Origin of the sequence: Aminobacter niigataensis (assembly GCF_946995915.1) — a bacterium.
In the GTDB taxonomy this organism is placed as follows: domain Bacteria; phylum Pseudomonadota; class Alphaproteobacteria; order Rhizobiales; family Rhizobiaceae; genus Aminobacter; species Aminobacter niigataensis.
Window position 1 is genome coordinate 356758 of the sequence record NZ_OX341517.1, and the last position, 19473, is coordinate 376230.

Sequence of the window (19473 nt, forward strand, 5' to 3'; positions counted from 1 at the left end):
ACCGGAATGCAGCCACATCGCCGTATAAACCCCGGAAAAGCAGAACCCCGCCGGACCGGCCGGCGGGGTTACATGCGCTTGTGACGATCACTGCGGAATGATGTTGTTGGTCCTCGGCTGTTGCTGCTCCCGTCTCTGCGGGATCAGGCCGCGGAATACATCCGGGTTGATCGGGATCTGCAACGTGGGCTGCTGGCGGATCGGACGGCAGTTCGGATAGTTGCCGACCGTGCCGCGCGGGCACTCACGCTCGATGGTCACGCACTGGCCGTTGATCAGCACCTCGCCACGGCGACAGACGGTGTCCTGACGATCGGGCACACAGCGGCCGCGCACCAGCGTCGTGCCGTCAGGGCACTGCGTCGTCGGTGCCTTGCGGCATGCGCCCCGGATCAGCTGCGTTCCGCGCGGACAGATGCAACGCCCGTCCTGCGTCCGGATCTGGCCGGGCAACAGCTTGCACTGGCGCACCGGCGGCTGATCCTTGACGCAGCGACCGTTCCTCAGCTCTGTGCCACGCGGGCAGATGCAGCGCCCGTCCTGCGTCCGGATCTGGCCCGGCAGCAGCGTGCACTGGCGTACCGGCGGCACATCCTTGACGCAGCGGCCGTTCCTCAGCTCGGTGCCACGCGGGCAGATGCAGCTTCCGTCCTGCGTCCGGATCTGGCCGGGCAGCAGCTTGCACTGCCGTTCCGGCGGCTGTTCCGGCCGCACGCACTTGCCGTTCTTGAGGTCCGTGCCGCGCGGGCAGATGCAGCGTCCGTCCTCGGTGCGGATCTGTCCCGGCAACAGGCGGCATTGCGGCTTGACCGGGGGAACCGGCGTCACCGTGCCGCTATCGGGCACGCACTGGCCATTGCGGAACGCCGTGCCTTCGGGGCAGACGCAACGGCCGGCCTGGTTGAGCACGAAGCCTTCCGAGCACTCCTGCTTGACCTCATGGTCGATCAGGAAGCGGTGGCAGGCATAGGGACTGCCGGCGCCAAGACCGCCCGGGAGGGCCGTGCCACCGGCCAGGTCCAGCCCGCGAACCGGCGTGTCGGGCGGAAGCACGGCAACGCAGTTCTGGGCCGGCACCGGCCGGGGGAGATTGGCGAGGCGGCCGTCGTCCGGGATCACCACCGTCACCCTGTGGACGCGGCTTTCGCCGGCGCCGAGGCTGATGTTGGTGACGCAGGACAATGGCAGCGTCGTTGGCTCGGGCGTGCAGCCGAAAGGCGGCTCGATCGAGCTGATCGGAACGCCGTCCAGCCGGCCGAGCCCGTCCACGCCGATGGCATCGCCGATGCGGACCGAGCCATTGAAGGGACCGGTGCCGCTGTTGGTGATGGTGATCTCGAACGTGCAGGGCCGGCCCGTCTCGCACTGCCGGTCGCCGGTCTTGGCAACGGTCAGCCGCGGCCGCCCCGGATGCGGGATGCGCATGGTGGCGCAGGCCTTGTTGTTGACCAGCACCGTCTCACCAGGGATCGCCCGTACCTCGCCGCAGTTGCGGATCATGTCGGACGGATAGTCCGCCGGCACGATGGCGACCACCGAAAGCGGCACCGACGCACCGGGCACCAGTGCCACGCCCGGATGATCGCAGCGGAACTGGCCGGGACCGGCAGGCCCGCAAGCCCAGGGCGGCGTCGGGCCAAAGGTCGAGGACGTCGGCGCTCCGGTGGGATAGTCGTCGATGACAGTCAGCGGACCGACATAGTTTTGGGTACCGTTGTTGTAGACACGGATCAAGAAGCTGCAGACGCCATCGGCACTGCAGGAGACCGAACGCGGGTCCTTGGTGATGCGCAGGTCGACCTTCTTTTCCACCGGCGGACGGCAATCGGGATCGCCGCGCTTGCAGATTGGAATGCTGGCGCACGCCTTGTCGTTGTCGGTGCGGCCGAACACGTCGGGCTTTTCGCTCGCCGTGTAGTCGTACTCGGCGCAATTGCGGATGAAGCTCGCCTCCCAGCCGGGTCCGGGCTTGAAGCCGATCTTGAGATCGACCCATTCGCCGGGATCGAGCGTGGTCGCGGGATGCTCGCAACTCATCGGGCTGGTTGCCGGCAGACAGGTCCAGGGCGCGTTGGGCCCGGAATCTATCGTGGCGTTGCCGGGCAAGGTCACCTCGTCGAGCACGATCTTGCCGTTGTAGGGGCCGTCGCCGACATTGGTGACGCGGATAGTGAAGTTGCAGCCGCCAAGGACCGTGCAGCGGGCAACGTCGGCACGTTTCTCGACCTTGATGTCCGGTTCCTTGTCGGGCGGGCAGCGAAGGTCGGGGGGAATGACGATGTCGACCGTCTGGGTGCAGCACAGGCCGACGCCCTCTTCCGGACCGGCATAGGTTTCGATGCCGGTGACGATCAGATGCACGACATCGCCGGGTACTGCACCTTCGATCTCCCAGTGCAGCACGCCGCCACCGGGCGGAACGAGTTGCATCGGCGGGTCGATGGTGATGCCCGGCGTGGTGGTGCGCAGCTGCACCCAGCGGCCGGCCATCTCGGGCCCGACAGGCATGTTGTAGATGTAGGCGCCGCCACCGGGCACGCAGTCGACATCGCCCGTCTCGACCTTGAAGCACGGCTCGTCGCCGCCCGGAGGCGGTGGCGGAGGCGGCTCGCAGTCGGTGATGTCGATGCGGATCTGGGTCTTCTCGCCGGTGCGGAAATCGCCGTCGTCGGGCTTGGCCGGATCGTGCGAGGGGATCTCGATCGAGCCGGGGCCAGCCGACAGCTTGACGAAGCCCTGGTTGTCGACGACCGTGGGCGCCGGGAAGGCGGCGTGGTCGATCAGGGCTGTGATGCGGATGTCGATGTAGCGTTCGTTGGGCGCGCCGACACCGTCGAGATCGGTCGCCGACAGCCGGAAGTCGGAAATCGTGGCCGTATCGTTGGGGTTGGCGGTGGTGCCTATGGCGGCTGCCGGCAGCGGACCGCCGACGGCATCGGTGCCGTCGGCGCTGGCCTGCACATTGACGATCTTCAGGCCGGGCGCAAGCTGGTCGCGGAAATCCATCCGCAGCGTCTTGAGACCGTTGGCGAAGGCCGGATCGAAGAACTTTTCCGGATTGCCGCGGGCACCGAAGCGCAGATTATAGACGACATAGTCGCAATTGCGCTGGGCACCCTTCTTGGTGAAGAACGGCACGACGTCGTCATGCCCGGGATGCGGCACGATGCGGTCGAGCCTCAGTTCAGGCACGACATCGGGCAACGGCTGGGCGGCTGCCGGCGACAGGGGCATGGCGGCGAGCGCGATACCTGCCGCCACCAGCCAGCGCGCACCGCGCCTGGCGAATGACAGGGGTTTCATGATCGTCTCCATGACGGTTGCTTTGCTGTCGAGCGGGACGGGAGCGTGGATGTTCATCTCTCCCTCCCTCACGGTTCGCAGCTTGCGGCGGGCGTTTCGAGCGGCACCACCACCTTGCAGCAAGGGTAATAGCCGCCCTTGTCGGCGTCGGACTGCTTGTAGAAGCACAGGCCGACATTGACCGTGTCGCCGGGGAAGTGGCCGGTCACCCCGATGGTGAACGGCGCGCCTGCCGGCTTGGTCTGCTGAAGCGGTGAGATGCCAACGCCCGGCGTCCTGGAATCGGCCTTGACGGAATCGCCGCCGATGCCTGCAACGTCACGGACATAGAGATCGGCCTCGAGCCCGGCCGGGGTGCAGAAATACTCGACCGCCTCGACGTCGAGGCAGGGCGGGATGTTGCCGGGCGGCGGAAAATCCGGCGGCCACAGCGGCGTCGGATAGTCGCCCGGATACGGAATCTGCTCGTAATAGCCGGCGCGGCCTTCGCATGGCCGCCATATCTCGACGTCGCCGACATGTCCCTCGACCTCGGGATCTTCATAGAAGCTGTCGAAGTCGACGAACCACGATCCGAAAGGCGGAACGTTCGCCGGCTTCACGAGCGAAGTCGAGGTGATCTGCACCCCATGGACGGCAAGCGGACCACCCGCGGCGAGCTGCTCGGCCAGGGCCGGGTTGTCCCTGAGCTTGTCGCCAGTCTTGACGATGGTGTCGGTGCAGGCGTTGGGGTTGATGAAGCCCTGCGCATCATATCCATATTGCAGGTCGATGCCGCCGGCCGACTGGCGATTGCCTTCGGGAAAGCCGACCGCATATTCCTGCGGCACCGGCACCCAGATGCTTTCGGTCGCCGGATCATCGGGACTTTCACGCCAGTAGCGGATGACCTCGCCATCGCCGGTGTCGGCGAACTGGCTGTAGTCGAAGCGGTTTTCGATCTCCCCGCGCTGGGCCAGATACATGAAGCCCCTGCTGTCGAAGGCGATATCGGTAACCGGCAGGTCCTTGTCGGCCTCGACGGTCAGTTCCCAGCGCGGGTCGCCCGCGAACTTGCCGTCGCGGGCGATGCCGACTGACCAGATCTCGGCCTCGTCGCCGACCGCGTAGTAGACGCGGCCACCATGGAAGGCCACGCCCCAAACGCGGCGCTCGTCCTGGGTGTAGCCCCAGGTGCCAGGGTCCTCGCTGTCGAAGGCGGCGCCGGCAATGTCCATCACCGCGCCGTCATCGGCAGTCGGGGCCAGCCCGCGCACCGGGCGTCCCGTGACGCCGTGGTCGAAGGTGTCGACCAGGGCGCCCGTGGCGTCGATGCGGTGGATCAGGCCGGTATCGAGGTCGGAGGCGAAGAATTGGCGATGGATCTTGTCGAAAGCGACGTCGCCAATGCCGGGGCCGCTGTTGGTGTCGATGTCGGCGAACTTGGTGACAGCACCCGAGATGCCGTCGATCCGCCAGATCGTGCCGGGGCCGCCGCCATTCTCCTCGCCGAACTGGCCGGCCATGAAGGTGGCGCCGGCGATGCCGCGGCGCTGGCGCTCAGGCCGTCCGTCGTCGTCGGCATCAGGCGTGACGATGCGGATGCCGTGCAGCGAGGTCGCGCCCGCGTAGAGATCGGGCACATCAGACGGGGTGCCGTCGCGGACACCGTCGTCATAGGTCAGCGCGAAGACCTGGCCGATCTGGCCGGCGAGGACCTCGAAGGGCAACGGCGTATTGACGAGTTGGCCCGACGGCGGCCCGCCGAGGGCCGAAACGTCGAGAACGCGCAAGGTTGCGCGCTCTGTGTCGATGAAGGTTTCGTCTACCGGGTCGACGCCGGGCGGCAACCCTTCCTCGATACCGGGAATGACTGTGCCGGAAAAGCCGGTGACCGCCATCGATCCAGGGTTGATGATCTGGGTTTCCTGGGCGCCGGCCTGTGGTGCCAGCCAGAGATTGGCGGCGAGCGCCAGCGCCATCATGCCGGCGTTCAGCGCGAGTGCTCCCAGGCGGTTGCCTGACGGTCCGGCTGCATGCGCGAGCGCACCGAAACCACCACGAAAGCACGGCATGACACCTCTCCCGAGTTGTGTGGAAGAAGGTGCTGGAGCGCATGCGAGAGCGAAGCGCTGATACCCGGCACTTTCCTCCCTTGCGGTCCTGCTATTGTCCCTCGGCGCGACGATACGCCGGGGCTTACCTAGGGTCAATGGAACAAGCCCGAAGCCCAACGCGTCCACCCTGTCCCTGAGGCGGTGGTCGCGCCGTGCTCCGGGTGCTCGCGGTGACCCGCAACACCTGGTGTCTGTGGTCATTGGGTTTTCCTTTCATGACACCGCACCACGCGGCGCCTGGACGTTGGTCGCGCCAACGCCGGGAAAGGTTCACCTCGAAGGGCCCGCCGGCGACCTCATTTTGAGGCAATCGAACGTTCCGCAAACCCTTGCAAAATGCCGATTGAAATCGATTACATTTTCTGGCTATCATCTGCTGCAGCAGTTTTTGCATCGGGAGGAATTCATGAAGAAATTTGCAGCACTGGCGCTCACCACCGTCGCGGCGCTGGCCGTGTCGGCGTTCTCGACCCAGGCGGCCGACTACAAGATCGGCCTGTCCAACGGCTGGGTAGGCTCGGAGTGGCGGACGCAGATGATCGAACAGGCACAGGCAGCAGCAGCAGCCTGGAAGGAAAAGGGCGTCAATGTCGAGGTCGTGGTGCAGAGCGCCAATGTCGACGTGCCCGGCCAGATCGCACACGTCCGCAACTTCATCAGCGAAGGCGTCAACGCCATCATCATCAACCCGAACAGCCCGACGGCGTTCGATCCGGTGTTTGCCCAGGCCAAGGAAGCCGGCATCCTGGTGATCTCGACCGACGCCGAAGTGTCGTCGCCCGACGCCACCTATGTCGGCATCGACCAGAAGGCATGGGGTGCCGCAGGCGCCAAGTGGCTGGCCGAGACACTCGGCGGCAAGGGTAACGTCGTTGCCATCAACGGCGTCGCAGGCCACCCGGCCAACGAGATGCGCGTCGCCGGCTACAAGGAAGTGTTCGGCCAGTATCCCGACATCAAGATCGTCAATGAAGTGAACGCCAACTGGGATCAGGCCCAGGGCCAGCAGGCGATGCAGAACCTGCTCGCCACCAACCCCGACATCAACGGTGTCTGGGTGCAGGACGGCATGGCGGCAGGCGCCTGGAAGTCGATCATCGATGCCAAGAAGCAGTCGTCGATCGCCGCCACCGGCGAGATCCGCAAAGACTTCATCGACCTCTGGGTCAAGGACAAGCTGAACTCGGGCGCTTCGGTGAACCCTCCCGGCGTCATGGCTTCGGCACTCAACGTCGCCGTGCTGATGCTTGAAGGCAAGGAACTGAAGGAGCCGGCGACGGCTGGCCAGTACAAGAACGCCATGTACCTGCCGATCCCCTTCATCGACGGCAAGAACGTCGATCAGGTCGCCAAGGAGCTCGACGGCAAGCCGGGCTACTTCTCCTACACCAGCCAGCTTTCGATCGCTGACGCCGAAGCGCTGTTCAAGTAAGCTTCCTCCCACGAACGGGGACGCGCGCCTGAAAACAGCCGCGCGTCCCCCGACCGACGAAGCACCGGAAAGCCACCACCATGTCGAAACTCATCATGCGCGGCGTAAGCAAGGCTTACGGCGCCACCCTGGCCTTGCGCCGCGGCGACCTGACGGTCGAGGCCGGCGAAGTGCATGTGCTGATCGGCTCCAACGGCTCGGGCAAGAGCACGCTATGCAAGGTGCTGGCCGGCAGCGTGCGGCCGGACGGCGGAGAAATCCTGATCGACGGCAAGCCGGTGACCATCACCGGTCCGCATGCGGCGCGCGAGCACGGCATCGGCATCTTCTACCAGGAGCTCAGCCTGGCCGGGCACCGGACGGTGGCGGAAAACATCTGCCTGCCCGATATGCCGGGCGGCATCTTCGTCGACCGCAAGGCTCTGGAGATACGCGCCGCCCGCTACATCGCCCTGTTCGAAACGGTTGCCGGCGAAGGCTTTTCGGCGGAAGCGGTGGTGGAGAACCTGCGCGCCGACCAGCGCCAGCTGGTCGAAATCATGAAGGCGCTGGCCACCGAAGCGCCGATCACCATCTTCGACGAACCTACCTCGGCGCTCGACCGGGCCCAGGTCGACCGCTTCTTCGAAATCCTGCGCGGCCTGAAGGCCGATGGCCGCAGCATCATCTTCATCTCGCACCGCATGGACGAAATCTTCGCCATCGGCGACCGCGTCACGGTCATCCGCGACGGCGAGACGGTGGGCACCGAAAACATCGCCGACACCAATCCGGCAGCGGTGATCCGGCTGATGGTCGGCGGCCAGGACGAGCTTGCCGCCGGCGCCAGCGCCCCGCCGGCCGCGGCGACCGACCGCAAGGCGGCAGTGCTCAAGGCCGAGAACTTCTCCGGCAAGGGTTTTGCCAATGTCAGCTTCGAGGTCGCCAAGGGCGAGATCCTCGGCTTCGGCGGCCTGCACGGCCAGGGCCAGTCGGCAGTGCTGCGCGCCATCTTCGGCGCCAACCCAGCGGCAGGCGGTACGATCACGCTCGGCGGTTCGGCCTTCACGCCGTCCAATCCACGCAGCGCCATCCGCCGCGGGCTCGCCTATGTCTCCGGCGACCGCAGCCGCGACGGCATCATCCAGGGCCGGCCGATCATCGAAAACGCCACGCCGATCCACTATCTCCGGCAAAAGCTGAAGCTGGCGCGACCGGCAGCGCTGGCGGCACGGGTGAAGCCGGCGCTCGAGGCGCTGCATACCAAGTTCGGCGGGCTCAGCCATCCGATCAATTCGCTGTCGGGCGGCAACCAGCAGAAGATCGTCATCGCCCGCTGGCTGATCGACCGGCCCGACGTCCTGCTGCTCGACGATCCGACCAAGGGCATCGACCTGTCGGCCAAGGCAGACCTGTTTTCGCTGATCCGCAAGCTCGCCGAAGAGGGCATGGGCATCGTACTCTACTCCTCGGAAGATGCCGAATTGCTCAACAATGCCGACCGCATCCTCGTCTTCAATGGCGGGTCGGTGCGGCGCGAACTCACCGGCGCCGACCGCACGCGCTACAATCTCTACCAGGCAGCTTACGAGGCCGCGTGATGACAACCGCGACCATATCCACGCAAAAGCCGGGCGGCGGGCTCAAGCGCCTCGTCGAGCGCTATCCGTTCCTGCCGGCGTTGCTGATCGCGCTGGTGCTGCTGGCGCTCAACGGCCTCTACCAGCCGCGCAGCATCAGCTTCATCGGCATCACCGGCTTGGTGAAGACCTATCTCGCGCTGATGATGCTCGCCATCGCCCAGACCTATGTCGTCTATGCCGGCGACATCGACCTGTCGGTCGGGGCCATCGTCTCGCTGGTCAATGTCGTCATCGTCGTGCTGATGGAAAAGATGGGCGGCAGCGGCTTTTCGGTGGTCGCGGCCCTCGGCGTCGGCCTGCTCACCGGATTGGCCTGCGGCATCGTCAACGGCATCGTGGTGGCTGCACTCAGGCTCCAGGCGATCGTTGCCACCTTCGCCACCAGTATCTTCTTCACCGGCCTGGCGCTCTACGTGATGCCTGTCGCCGGCACGCCGGCACCGGCCGCCTTCTGGCGCACCTATGGCGGCCGCTTCTTCGAGATTCCGTTCGTGTTCTACGCCGCGGTCTTGCTGGCCATCGTGCTCTACGTGCTCGCCCGCACCCGCCTCGCCACGCAACTGCTCGCCGTCGGCGACGACGCGCAGGCAGCCTTCCAGAGCGGCCTGCCGGTGACCAGGATCCGCATCCAGGGCTACGCGCTGTGCGGCCTGTTCGCGGCGCTCGCCGCCTTCTGCATCACCGGCGACACCGCCAGCGGCGACCCGCTCGTCGGCGGCAAGATGACCCTGTTCTCGGTCGCGGCCGTGGTGCTCGGCGGCAGCGCATTGTCGGGCGGCTTCGGCACCGTCGTCGGCTCGATCATCGGGGCGCTGATCATCGGCCTCATCAACTCGCTGGTGTTCTTCGTCGGCACGCCGTCGGAATGGCAGAACCTGGTCCAGGGCCTGGCCATCCTGATCGCGCTGATGGCCGGCGTGCTCGTCGGCCGGAGGGCACGCGCATGACCGCCACGACCCAGACCCATTCCAAGGCGCCGTCGCCCTCGCCCGTGCTGACCTTCCTCAAGCAGCCGCTGGTCGTGGCGCTGATCCTGATCGTCGCCCTGCTCCTGCTCGGCGAGACGCTCTCGCCCGGCTTTGCTTCGGCCCAGCAGATCCTGCGCCTGCTCATCGTCGCCGCCCTGCTCGGCATCGTCGCCGCCGGCCAGAACCTCGTCATCCTCGGCGGCCGCGAGGGCATCGACCTGTCGGTCGGCGGCGTCATCTCACTCAGCGCCATCATCGCCGGCAACGTCATGAACGGCGCCGACAGCGCCATCGTGCCGGCGGTGCTCGCCTGCATGGCGGCCGGTGCCTTCATCGGCCTGATCAACGGCATGGGCGTGACGCTTCTGCGCATCCCGCCGCTGGTCATGACGCTCGGCATGCTCGGCGTGCTGCAGGGCCTGCTGGTGGTGGTGCGCAACGGCATCCCCTCTGGGTTTGCCGCGCCCGGCCTGTCGCGCTTCGTCACCCAGCCGTTCCTGCTCGGCCTGCCCGGCATCATCTGGCTGTGGGTGGCGATCGGGCTGCTGATGGCCTTCATGCTGACCCGCACCGTCTACGGCCACCGCATCTACGCCATCGGTTCCAACGAGCAGGCCGCCTACATGGCCGGCGTGCCGGTCAAGGCGATGCGCATCTCGCTGTTCATGCTGTCGGGTGTGTTCGCCGCCATCACCGGCATCTGCCTGCTCGGCTATTCCGGCTCGTCCTTCGCCAATGTCGGCGAGCAGTACATGCTGGCCTCGATCATCGCCGTCGTCTTCGGCGGCACGCCGCTGTCGGGTGGCAAGGGCGGCTACACCGGCACCATGGCGGGTGCGCTGCTGCTGGTCATCCTGCAGGGCATCCTGACCACGGTGCACATCGACGAATCCGGGCGGCAGATGGTGTTCGGCGCCACGCTGCTCTTGCTGATGCTGTTCTATGGACGCGGACGGGCAATGCGCGGATGAACGAGCGACCCAAGATCAAGGACATCGCCGAGCGGCTGGGCGTTTCCGCCGCCACCGTGTCGCGCGCGCTCTCCGACAGCGGACTGGTGGCCGAGCCGACGCTCAGCCGCATCCGCGAGGTCGCCCGCGAGATGAACTACCGGCCCAATGTCAGCGCCCGCAATCTGCGCACGCAACGGGCAATGGCGGTGCTGATGGTGGTCCGTGACGTCGGCAACCCGTTCTATCTCGAGATCCTGAAAGGCGTCGAAGCCACCGCCCGCGCCGCCGGCTACTCCGTCCTGATGGGCAACACCGAAAACGACTCCGACCGCGAGGTCGAGTATTTCGACATGCTGCGCGATGGCCATGCCGACGGCATGATCCTGATGACCGGCAAGCTGCCGGCGCGAGAAGGCTTTCTCGATTCGGTCGCCGACGCGCCCATCGTGGTGGCGCTGGAGGAGATCCGCGACGCCGGCTTCCCGCATGTGATGATCGACAACGAGGGCGCCGCGCGCGACGCCGTCGAACACCTGATCGGGCTCGGCCACAAGCGCATCGCCCATATCTCGGGCCCGGTGCCGGAGATCATGAGCGTCAGCCGCCGCAACGGCTACCGCGCCGCCATGCAGGCCGCCGGGCTGGCCATCCCCGACGGCCACGAGCCGGTCGGCGACTACCTGCTGCACACCGGCCAGCGGCTGTGCCGCGAACTGTTCGAGCTGCCGCAGCCGCCGACGGCGATCTTCGTCGCCAATGACGAGATGGCGTTCGGCGTGATCCACGAATTGCGCCGGCTTGGCCTCGACGTGCCCGGCGACGTCTCCGTCGTCGGCTTCGACGACCTGTTCCTCAGCGAGGCCTTCTACCCGCCGCTGACCACCGTCAGCCAGCCGCGAGCCGAGATCGGCCGCGCCGCCATGAACATGCTGCTCGACATGCTTGCCGGCGGGCTGACGCCGCGCAAGCCGACGATGCTGGCGACGACGCTGAAGATACGCGGCACCACGGCGCCAGCGCCGAAATGATTTCAGTTAGCAGGAAATGAGGGATCGACCATGACCGGATTGCCCAAACAGCGGCTGCGCGTCGGCTTCGTCGGAAGCGGCTTCATCGCGGAATTCCACCTCAGGGGCATGCTCGGCGTGCGCAATGTCGACGTCACCGGCGTCTACAGCCGTAAGGCCGAGAACCGCGCCCGGTTTGCCAACCGCGTCGACGAACTCGGCCTCGGCGAGTGCACCAGCCACGACAGCCTGGAATCGCTGGTCAATGCCGACAATGTCGACGCGATCTGGATCCTGTCGCCCAACTACACGCGCCTCGACGTGATGCGCACGCTGCACGCAGAGGTGAAGGCAGGCCGCAGCAAGGTCATCGCGGTTGCCTGCGAAAAGCCGCTGGCCCGGACCATCGCCGAGGCGCGCGAGATGCTGCGCCTAGCCGACGACGCCGGCCTCAACCACGGCTACCTCGAAAACCAGGTGTTCTGCACGCCGGTCATCCGCGGCAAGGACATCATCTGGCGCCGCGCCGCCTCGGCCACCGGCCGGCCCTACCTGGCGCGCGCCGCGGAAGAACATTCCGGCCCGCACGAACCTTGGTTCTGGCAGGGCGACAAGCAGGGCGGCGGCGTCCTGTCCGACATGATGTGCCACAGCGTCGAGGTGGCGCGGCACCTGCTGACCAAGCCTGGTGCCGAGCGCAAGTCGCTGACCATCAAGTCGGTCAGTGGCACCGTCGCCAACCTCAAATGGACGCGGCCCAACTATGCCGACCAGTTGAAGAAGCGTTTCGGCACCGAGGTCGACTACCGCAACCGCCCGTCCGAGGATTTCGCCCGCGGCACCATCCTGCTCGAGGACGAGGACGGCAACGAGCTGGTGATCGAGGCGACGACCTCGTGGGCCTATGTCGGCGCCGGACTGCGCATCCAGCTCGAACTGCTCGGGCCGGAATACGCGATGGAGTTCAATTCGCTCAACACCGGTCTCAAGGTGTTCATGTCGCGCGAGGTCAAGGGCGCCGAAGGCGAGGACCTGGTCGAAAAGCAGAATGCCGAACAGGGCCTGATGCCGGTTCTTGAAGACGAAGCCGGCATCTACGGCTATACCGACGAGAATCGTCACATGGTGGAGTGCTTCCGCAAGGGCGAGAAGCCGATCGAAACCTTCGACGACGGGCTTGCGGTGGTCGAGATCCTGATGGGGCTCTATCGCTCTGCCGAGATCAACGGAACAGTCAGCTTCCCTGCCCCTGAACTCGAAAACTATGTGCCGGTGGTCGCGCGCACCGGCGCGTGACCGACACTGACACACGAGCGTCCGCTCCCATCGGGGCGGATGCTGCAATAGCATAGGCAGACCTTATGACCGTTCCGACGCTGCTCGTTCTCGGCAATGTCAATGTCGACCTGGTGCTCGGCGAAGTCGACGGCTGGCCGGCCGTAGGCACCGAGGTGGTCGTCGACCGTTCCGAGATGCGGCCGGGAGGCTCCGCCGGCAACACCACACTTGCGCTGGCCGGCATGGGCGAAAACCATCTGATGATCGCATCCGTCGGCAACGATCCGAACGGGGCGTGGCTGAGCGGACAGTTCGATGCCGCCTCGTGCGAATGGATCGTCGAGCCGTGCGACACGACGCTGACGGTCGGCATCGTCCACAAGGGCGGCGACCGGGTGTTCTTCACCACGCCGGGACATCTGCAGCGTGCCGGCCTCGAGGACCTGATCGAGCGGCTGCCCCAGGCCCCGGGCGACAATGCCCTGGCGCTCATTTCCGGCGGGCACCTGATGCCGCGCATCGAGGCCGGCACGACGACGCTCCTCGAAGCGCTGTCGGCAAAAGGCTGGCGCACCGCCATCGACCCGGGCTGGCCGCCGGTCGGCTGGACCGAGGCGAACAAGCAGCAGGTCAGCGACTGGATCGCCGCCGCCGACATCTCGCTGATCAATGCCGAAGAGGCCAAGGGGCTAGCCGGCGTCGACGATCTCGACACTGCTACCGCCCTACTCGTCCGGCAGATCGGCGCCGCGCATACGCTGGTGGTCAAGGACGGCGCGCAGGGCGCCCACGCTTATGCCGGCGGCGAGCACTTTCATGCAGCATCGCCCAGGGTCGAGGTCATCGACACCGTCGGCGCCGGCGACACCTTCAATGCCGCCTTCCTCGCTTCCCTTGCCAAGGGCGGATCGCTCGGCGCGGCACTTGCGCGCGGCGTCGAGACGGCAGCCCGGGCGATCTCGACCTTCCCGCGGCGCTACAGCGCCTGACACGGCACGAAGGTAGCAGCCCTGACGAACGGGTATGGCCACTGTATTCGATGACCTTGCGTGGAGCCCCGCACACGTTCGGCGAGAGTCGTCAAATCGCTCGAAGCACGTTATATTTGAGATGGTGAAGGTCGCGGTTTTGGTGTGACCACTCATGCCGAGCCCGGGCCGCGACCCACCCCAAGGAGGAGTGGTCATGGCAAGCTTCCATGTGTACGCAGGCGCCACCAATACGCTCGAGCATCCTGCCATCCGCCGGATAACGGTCGCGGATGTGTTTGACGCTCTGCGACGTGGCTTCGACGACTTTTGGGACAAGCCGTCGCATTACGTTTTCCTGTGCCTGATCTACCCGATCGTCGGGGTGTTTCTGATCACATGGACATCGGGCGGCAACGCCCTGCAGCTCATTTTCCCGCTGATGTCGGGATTTGCCTTGCTCGGGCCATTCGCCGGCATCGGCCTTTACGAGATCAGCCGACGGCGCGAGCAAAACCTCGACACGTCCTGGAAGCATGCCTTCGATGTCAGGCAGTCGCCAGCCATTCCTGCAATGGTGGCCATCGGCATCATGCTGCTCGTGCTCTTCGTCGCCTGGCTCCTGGTCGCGCAGGGGCTGTACGGTTGGCTTTACGGGCCGGACGCCCCGCAGTCGACGGCAGCGTTCTTCAGCGATCTCTTCACCACGCAGCGTGGCTGGACGCTGATTGTGCTCGGCAATCTGATCGGATTCCTGTTCGCCCTGGTGGTGCTCTGCACCACTGTCGTCGCCTTCCCACTGCTGCTCGACTGCGATGTCGGTGCCTATGCCGCGATCGAAACCTCGGCACGGGCGGTGCGGGATAATCCGGTTCCGATGCTGCTGTGGGGCCTGATCGTCGCGGTCGCGCTGCTGATCGGGTCCGTGCCGTTCCTGGCGGGCCTCGCCATCGTCATTCCGGTGCTCGGCCACGCGACCTGGCACCTCTATCGCAAAGTCGTGGACGTCCCGGACGACAAGAAGACGCCACTGCCACCTGCTCCCGTCGAGGGGGACGATAGACACTTCCCATATTGGCTTCGCTGATAGTCGACGAAGCCAAGCCGAACAGAAGCCGCGCGGGCGATCTCGACCTGCGCGGAAACTGACTAAGCCGAGATGCCGTCGCGCGGGAGGCTCTCGGCCGACAGGCGGTCGAGATGCATGCGGATATGAGCGGCTTCGGCCGCGGTATTGGCGAGCGCGATCGCCCGGCCGAACGCCTCGCGCGCGTCCTCGGCGCGTCCGAGCTGCATCAGGAGCCCACCCTTGACGCCGAAGAAGTGGAAGTAGCCCGCGAGCTTGGGCTCCAGCGGCTCGATCAGCTTCAGCGCCGCTTCCGGGCCGCGCAGCTTGGCATAGGCAACAGCCCGGTTGAGCGTGACCACCGGCGACGGCGTCATCGATTCCAGCACCGAATAGAGCAGGTCGATCTCGGCCCAGTCGGTGTCCTCGGGCCGCGCGGCGCGGGCGTGCAGTGCGGCGATTGCGGCCTGGATCTGGTAGGGACCTGAGCGGCGATGGCGCATTGCCTTGTCGATCAGCGCCAGGCCCTCGTCGATCAGCGCCCGGTTCCACAGGCTGCGGTCCTGGTCGTCCATCAGCACCAGTTCGCCCTCGGCATCGAAGCGGGCGGCGGCGCGCGCGTGCTGGAGAAGCAGCAGCGCCGTCAGGCCCATCACCTCCGGTTCGGTCTGGAACAGGCGCAGCAGCAGCCGCGCCAGCCTGATCGCCTCCTCGCAGAGCGGGGCGCGGTTGGCGATCTCGGTCGCACCTGCCGAATAACCTTCGTTGAAGACGAGATAGACCATGGCAAGCACCGCAGCCAGCCGCTCCGAGCGCTCGACCGGCCCCGGCGCCTCGAACGGCACGTCGGCATTGGCGATGCGCGTCTTGGCGCGGGTGATGCGCTGTTCCATGGCACTTTCCCCGACCAGGAAGGCGCGGGCGATCTGCTTGACCGGGATGCCCGAGACGATACGCAGGGCGAGCGCAATCTGCTGGGTCGCCGGCAGGTCGGGATGGCAGCAGATGAACAGCAGCCGCAGGATGTCGTCGCGGTAATGTGCGCCGTCGAGGCGTTCGACGACAGCACCCTCGACGTCTTCCAGGTCGGAGACGGTCTCCTCCGGCGGCATCGGTGCCTGCTTGTTGCGGCGGCGGGCGGCATCGATGCCGGAGTTGCGGCCGACGAAGATCAGCCAGGCGGCCGGATCACGTGGCGGACCGTTCTTCGGCCAGTTGCGCAGCGCGCGCAGGCAGGCCTCCTGGAACGCTTCTTCGGCGGTGTCGAGATCGCGGAAGTAGCGCAGCAGGGCCGCCACGGCCTGGGGCCGTGCCGAAGACAGTGCCGTGTTGATCCAGGCCGGGTCGGTCATACAGCCTCTCGTGCGGGAAAATAGGCGCCGATCGGGCGCAGTTCATAAGAGCCGCCGCCGGGATTGGCGTCGGCAAGCTCCTTGGCGACATCGACGGCATCGTCGAGGGTGGCGCATTCGACCACATAGAAGCCGAGGAACTGTTCCTTGGTTTCGGCAAAGGGGCCGTCGATGACCAGCGGCTCGTCCTTGGTCTTGCGCAAGGTGGTGGCGGCTGTCGTCGGCAAAAGGCGAGCGACCGGACCGAGGCGGCCTTGCTTGGCCAGCTTTTCGGTCACCACCTGAAGGCGCGCCATCACCTCGTCGTCCTGCTCCTTGGACCAGGCACAGACCACGTCTTCGTTGTTGTAGCAGAGGATCGCGTAGAGCATCGATTCAGTTCCTTCATGACTAGGACGCGCGAGTATGCGCAATTCCGACATGGCGTCGGCAATTTTTTTGCCGCCATCGGGAACCGAGCCCTTCGTCCGTCATGACGGCTTGTGAAAAACCAGGAGAGGTGCAGAAATGGCGTCGGTCTGGCGCGTGCAAGGCGCCCACAAGGTTGGAGGACGAGCGATGAAGAACGCCGAAATCTCACAACGCAAGATGCAGACCATCGCCCGCGGCGTCGGCATGACGACGCAGGTCTATGCCGACCGGGCCGAGAACTCCGAAATCTGGGACGTCGAGGGCCGCCGCTACATCGACTTCTCCTCCGGCATCGCCGTGGTCAACACCGGCCACCGCCACCCGCGCGTCATCGAAGCGGTCAAGGCGCAGCTCGACCGCTTCACCCACACCTGCCACCAGGTCGTGCCCTATGAGAGCTACGTCCGGCTCGGCGAAAGGCTCAATGCCATCGCCCCGATGAAGGGCGACAAGCGCACCGTCTTCGTCACGACAGGCGCCGAGGCGGTGGAGAACGCCATCAAGATCGCCCGCAACGCCACCGGCCGGCAGGCCGTCATCGCCTTTGCCGGCGGCTTCCACGGCCGCACCTTCATGGGCATGGCGCTGACCGGCAAGGTCCAGCCCTACAAGGCAGGCTTCGGCGCGATGCCGGGCGACGTGTTCCATGCGCCTTTCCCCGTGCCGCTGCACGGCGTGACGGTCGCCGACGCGCTGGCCGCACTTGACCGGCTGTTCAAGGCCGATGTCGATCCCGCGCGCGTCGCCGCCATCATCATCGAACCGGTGCAGGGCGAAGGCGGCTTCTACGAGACGCCGCGCGAGTTCATGTCGGCGCTACGCAAGATCTGCGACCAGCACGGCATCCTGCTCGTCGCCGACGAGGTGCAGACCGGCTTCGCCCGCACCGGCAAGATGTTTGCCATGGACCATCACGACGTCGCGCCCGACTTGATGACCATGGCCAAGAGCCTGGCCGGCGGCTTCCCCCTCGCCGCCGTCACCGGCCGCGCCGAGATCATGGATGCGCCCAATCCCGGCGGCCTCGGCGGCACCTATGGCGGCAGCCCGATCGGCATTGCCGCGGCGCATGCCGTGCTCGACGTGATCGAGGACGAGAAACTGTGCGACCGCGCCAACCAGCTCGGCGCGCGGCTCAAGCAACGGCTGGAATCGCTGCGCGACGATGTGCCTGAGATTTCAGACATCCGCGGCCCCGGCTTCATGAACGCCGTCGAGTTCAACGATGCGAAGACGAAGCTGCCCTCGGCGGATTTCGCCAATGCGGTGAGGCTCAAGGCGCTGGAGAAGGGGCTGATCCTGCTGACCTGCGGCGTCCACGGCAACGTCATCCGCTTCCTGGCGCCGATCACCATCCAGGACGAGGTGATGACCGAAGCGCTCGATATCCTCGAGGCCTCGATCAGCGAGGCAAGGGCGTAAGGCAGGGCATGTCAGTAGCCCTCATGGTGAGCCTGTCGAACCACGAGGGCGCTGGGAGCCATGTCCTGCCTGCCCCAAAACCCATGGTTCGACAGGCTCACCATGAGGTTTTTTGGGGGAGCCCTTCGTTCGGTCGCCGCCAGCCACCTTCCCCCGTCGACCATGGGAGAAGATACTCAGCTTTCGACGAATTCCAGGTTGGATGGCGAGCGAAGTGCCTCAGCCCGGCGGCTGCGCAGCCAGCGCCGCCTTCAGCGCTTCCGCGCCACCCGCTACTTGCTCCGCCGTCGGCGAGAAGCCGAGGCCGAGCATCTTGCGGCCGAGCATGTGATCGGCGGGGCGGTTGACGGATTCGATCGCGACCAGCCGGTCGCCGATGAAGTGGTAGACCGAAAAGCGGTTCTCGGCCGTGTCGCCCGACAGGATCTGGCGGTCGCTGCCGGACGTCAGTCCGACCATCTGCAGCTTCATGTCGCCGATATCGGACCAGAACCACGGCACGGCGCCATAGTCGCCGCCATGGCCGACGATGGTCCGGGCGGCGAGCTTCGACTGGTCGGTGGCGTTCTGCACCGATTCCAGCCGCACATCGGAACCGGTCTGCCAGTGGCGATAACTGGCATTGTCGCCCACCGCCAGGATGTTGGCGACGGAGCTGCGCATCGCCTGGTCGACGCGGATGCCGTTGGCAATCGCCAGGCCGGCGGTCTCGGCAAGTTCGACATTGGGCACGACGCCGATGCCGATGATGACCATCTTCGCCGGCAGCCTTTCGCCGGCCGAAGTCAGCGCACCGGCGGCATGGCCGCCCTCGCCCTCGATGCGCTCGATGGTGGTCTTGAGCAGGATGCGGACCCCCGACGCCTCCAGCCGCTGGCGCACATGCTCAGCAATCAGCGGAGCGACGGCGCGGCCAAGCAGCCGGTCGAGCGCCTCGACCACGGTGACGCGGCGGCCACCGGCGGCAAGCGTGGCTGCGATCTCCAGGCCGATGAAGCCACCGCCGATGACGACGACGTCCTCGCAGGCTGCGCTGTGGTCGCGGATCAGCCGCGCGTCGGCAACCGAGCGCAAGGACAGCACGCCGGCAAGATCGGCGCCCGGCAAAGGCAGGATGCGAGGCCGCGAGCCGGTGGCAAGGATCAGGTGGTCGTAGTCGAGGCTCTCGCCGCCAGCGAGTGCCAGGCTGTTGGCACCGGCGTCGATGCGCTCCACCAGCGTTCCCGGGCGGAAATCGATTGTGTGGCCAGTATAGAAGACCTCGCCGCGCAGCGGCTGCGGCTGGGCCGCCGGATCCTTGATGAAGGTCTTGGACAGCGGCGGCTTGTGGTAGGGCAGTTCCTTCTCGTCGCCGAGCAGGATGACCGGACCGTCATAGCCCTCCTCGCGCAAGCTGGCGGCGGCCTGGACCCCAGCATGGCCTGCACCGACAATCACGACACCGTTCTTCATGCCCGCCTCGCTGTTGGGGATCAACCGGGGAAATGGCCGTTGGCCCGCACGGGCACAAGGGGCCAGGGGCAGATTTTGGGGTGACAGCCAGATGGTGGCCTGTCAAGCGCGCAAGGCGGCATTTTGCCTGCACCGGCCGCATT

At 66.2% G+C, this 19473-nt stretch carries 14 protein-coding genes; 9 read left to right on the plus strand and 5 right to left on the minus strand.

Annotation, left to right across the window (positions count from 1 at the left end; genetic code table 11):
• Positions 1-87 precede the first annotated feature (87 nt).
• Together O1Y97_RS01770 and O1Y97_RS01775 are read right to left on the minus strand one after the other, a co-directional pair.
• Positions 88-3360: a DUF7929 domain-containing protein gene (locus O1Y97_RS01770; RefSeq protein WP_318762872.1), complete on the minus strand. Its 3273-nt coding sequence runs from the start codon at positions 3358-3360 to the stop codon at positions 88-90.
• A gap of 11 nt (positions 3361-3371) precedes the next feature.
• A complete protein-coding gene (locus O1Y97_RS01775) occupies positions 3372-5267 on the minus strand; it encodes an NHL repeat-containing protein (protein WP_318764274.1) in 1896 nt (631 codons plus the stop codon).
• Between the two features lie 538 nt (positions 5268-5805).
• Between O1Y97_RS01775 and O1Y97_RS01780 the strand changes: the two genes are divergently transcribed.
• From O1Y97_RS01780 to O1Y97_RS01815, 8 genes are all read left to right on the plus strand, one after another.
• Positions 5806-6831: an ABC transporter substrate-binding protein gene (locus O1Y97_RS01780; RefSeq protein ID WP_108609586.1), complete on the plus strand. Its 1026-nt coding sequence runs from the start codon at positions 5806-5808 to the stop codon at positions 6829-6831.
• Between the two features lie 80 nt (positions 6832-6911).
• The gene (locus O1Y97_RS01785; protein ID WP_318762873.1) at positions 6912-8411 is read left to right on the plus strand and encodes a sugar ABC transporter ATP-binding protein; all 1500 of its coding nucleotides are present in this window, start codon (positions 6912-6914) and stop codon (positions 8409-8411) included.
• A complete protein-coding gene (locus O1Y97_RS01790; RefSeq protein ID WP_318762874.1) occupies positions 8408-9400 on the plus strand; it encodes an ABC transporter permease in 993 nt (330 codons plus the stop codon). The genes O1Y97_RS01785 and O1Y97_RS01790 overlap by 4 nt, the downstream gene beginning before the upstream one ends.
• Positions 9397-10392, plus strand: a complete 996-nt coding sequence (locus O1Y97_RS01795; RefSeq protein WP_318762875.1) for an ABC transporter permease — start codon at positions 9397-9399, stop codon at positions 10390-10392. Before O1Y97_RS01790 ends, O1Y97_RS01795 begins: the two co-directional genes overlap by 4 nt.
• The gene (locus tag O1Y97_RS01800) at positions 10389-11402 is read left to right on the plus strand and encodes a LacI family DNA-binding transcriptional regulator (protein WP_318762876.1); all 1014 of its coding nucleotides are present in this window, start codon (positions 10389-10391) and stop codon (positions 11400-11402) included. Before O1Y97_RS01795 ends, O1Y97_RS01800 begins: the two co-directional genes overlap by 4 nt.
• 30 nt (positions 11403-11432) lie before the next feature.
• Positions 11433-12677 (plus strand): Gfo/Idh/MocA family protein, encoded by a 1245-nt coding sequence (locus O1Y97_RS01805; protein ID WP_318762877.1) that lies wholly within the window; start codon positions 11433-11435, stop codon positions 12675-12677.
• Between the two features lie 65 nt (positions 12678-12742).
• On the plus strand, positions 12743-13648 hold the full coding sequence (locus O1Y97_RS01810) for a carbohydrate kinase family protein (RefSeq protein WP_318762878.1): 906 nt from the start codon (positions 12743-12745) through the stop codon (positions 13646-13648).
• A 196-nt stretch (positions 13649-13844) separates the two neighbouring features.
• Positions 13845-14714: a DUF2189 domain-containing protein gene (locus O1Y97_RS01815; protein ID WP_318764275.1), complete on the plus strand. Its 870-nt coding sequence runs from the start codon at positions 13845-13847 to the stop codon at positions 14712-14714.
• 62 nt (positions 14715-14776) lie between these two features.
• Here the strand turns inward: O1Y97_RS01815 and O1Y97_RS01820 are convergent, their stop codons facing one another.
• Together O1Y97_RS01820 and O1Y97_RS01825 are read right to left on the minus strand one after the other, a co-directional pair.
• Positions 14777-16045: an RNA polymerase sigma factor gene (locus O1Y97_RS01820; RefSeq protein ID WP_318762879.1), complete on the minus strand. Its 1269-nt coding sequence runs from the start codon at positions 16043-16045 to the stop codon at positions 14777-14779.
• Positions 16042-16416, minus strand: coding sequence for a YciI family protein (locus O1Y97_RS01825; protein WP_108605796.1), 375 nt, complete (start codon positions 16414-16416; stop codon positions 16042-16044). The genes O1Y97_RS01820 and O1Y97_RS01825 overlap by 4 nt, the downstream gene beginning before the upstream one ends.
• A 187-nt stretch (positions 16417-16603) precedes the next feature.
• Between O1Y97_RS01825 and O1Y97_RS01830 the strand changes: the two genes are divergently transcribed.
• Entirely contained in the window at positions 16604-17878 is a 1275-nt protein-coding gene (locus O1Y97_RS01830) for a 4-aminobutyrate--2-oxoglutarate transaminase (protein ID WP_318762880.1), read from the plus strand.
• Positions 17879-18097: 219 nt separating this feature from the next.
• On the opposite strand, the gene O1Y97_RS01835 is transcribed toward O1Y97_RS01830, so the two are convergent.
• Positions 18098-19330: an NAD(P)/FAD-dependent oxidoreductase gene (locus O1Y97_RS01835; RefSeq protein ID WP_318762881.1), complete on the minus strand. Its 1233-nt coding sequence runs from the start codon at positions 19328-19330 to the stop codon at positions 18098-18100.
• Positions 19331-19473: the final 143 nt, after the last annotated feature.

Coding starts and splice junctions, on each gene's coding strand:
- O1Y97_RS01780 (WP_108609586.1), top strand. CDS start 5,806: ATGAAGAAATTTGCAGCACTGGCGCTCACCACCGTCGCGGCGCTGGCC.
- O1Y97_RS01785 (WP_318762873.1), top strand. CDS start 6,912: ATGTCGAAACTCATCATGCGCGGCGTAAGCAAGGCTTACGGCGCCACC.
- O1Y97_RS01835 (WP_318762881.1), bottom strand. CDS start 19,330: ATGAAGAACGGTGTCGTGATTGTCGGTGCAGGCCATGCTGGGGTCCAG.
- O1Y97_RS01770 (WP_318762872.1), bottom strand. CDS start 3,360: ATGAACATCCACGCTCCCGTCCCGCTCGACAGCAAAGCAACCGTCATG.
- O1Y97_RS01800 (WP_318762876.1), top strand. CDS start 10,389: ATGAACGAGCGACCCAAGATCAAGGACATCGCCGAGCGGCTGGGCGTT.
- O1Y97_RS01820 (WP_318762879.1), bottom strand. CDS start 16,045: ATGACCGACCCGGCCTGGATCAACACGGCACTGTCTTCGGCACGGCCC.
- O1Y97_RS01815 (WP_318764275.1), top strand. CDS start 13,845: ATGGCAAGCTTCCATGTGTACGCAGGCGCCACCAATACGCTCGAGCAT.
- O1Y97_RS01810 (WP_318762878.1), top strand. CDS start 12,743: ATGACCGTTCCGACGCTGCTCGTTCTCGGCAATGTCAATGTCGACCTG.
- O1Y97_RS01830 (WP_318762880.1), top strand. CDS start 16,604: ATGAAGAACGCCGAAATCTCACAACGCAAGATGCAGACCATCGCCCGC.
- O1Y97_RS01805 (WP_318762877.1), top strand. CDS start 11,433: ATGACCGGATTGCCCAAACAGCGGCTGCGCGTCGGCTTCGTCGGAAGC.
- O1Y97_RS01775 (WP_318764274.1), bottom strand. CDS start 5,267: ATGATGGCGCTGGCGCTCGCCGCCAATCTCTGGCTGGCACCACAGGCC.
- O1Y97_RS01795 (WP_318762875.1), top strand. CDS start 9,397: ATGACCGCCACGACCCAGACCCATTCCAAGGCGCCGTCGCCCTCGCCC.
- O1Y97_RS01825 (WP_108605796.1), bottom strand. CDS start 16,416: ATGCTCTACGCGATCCTCTGCTACAACAACGAAGACGTGGTCTGTGCC.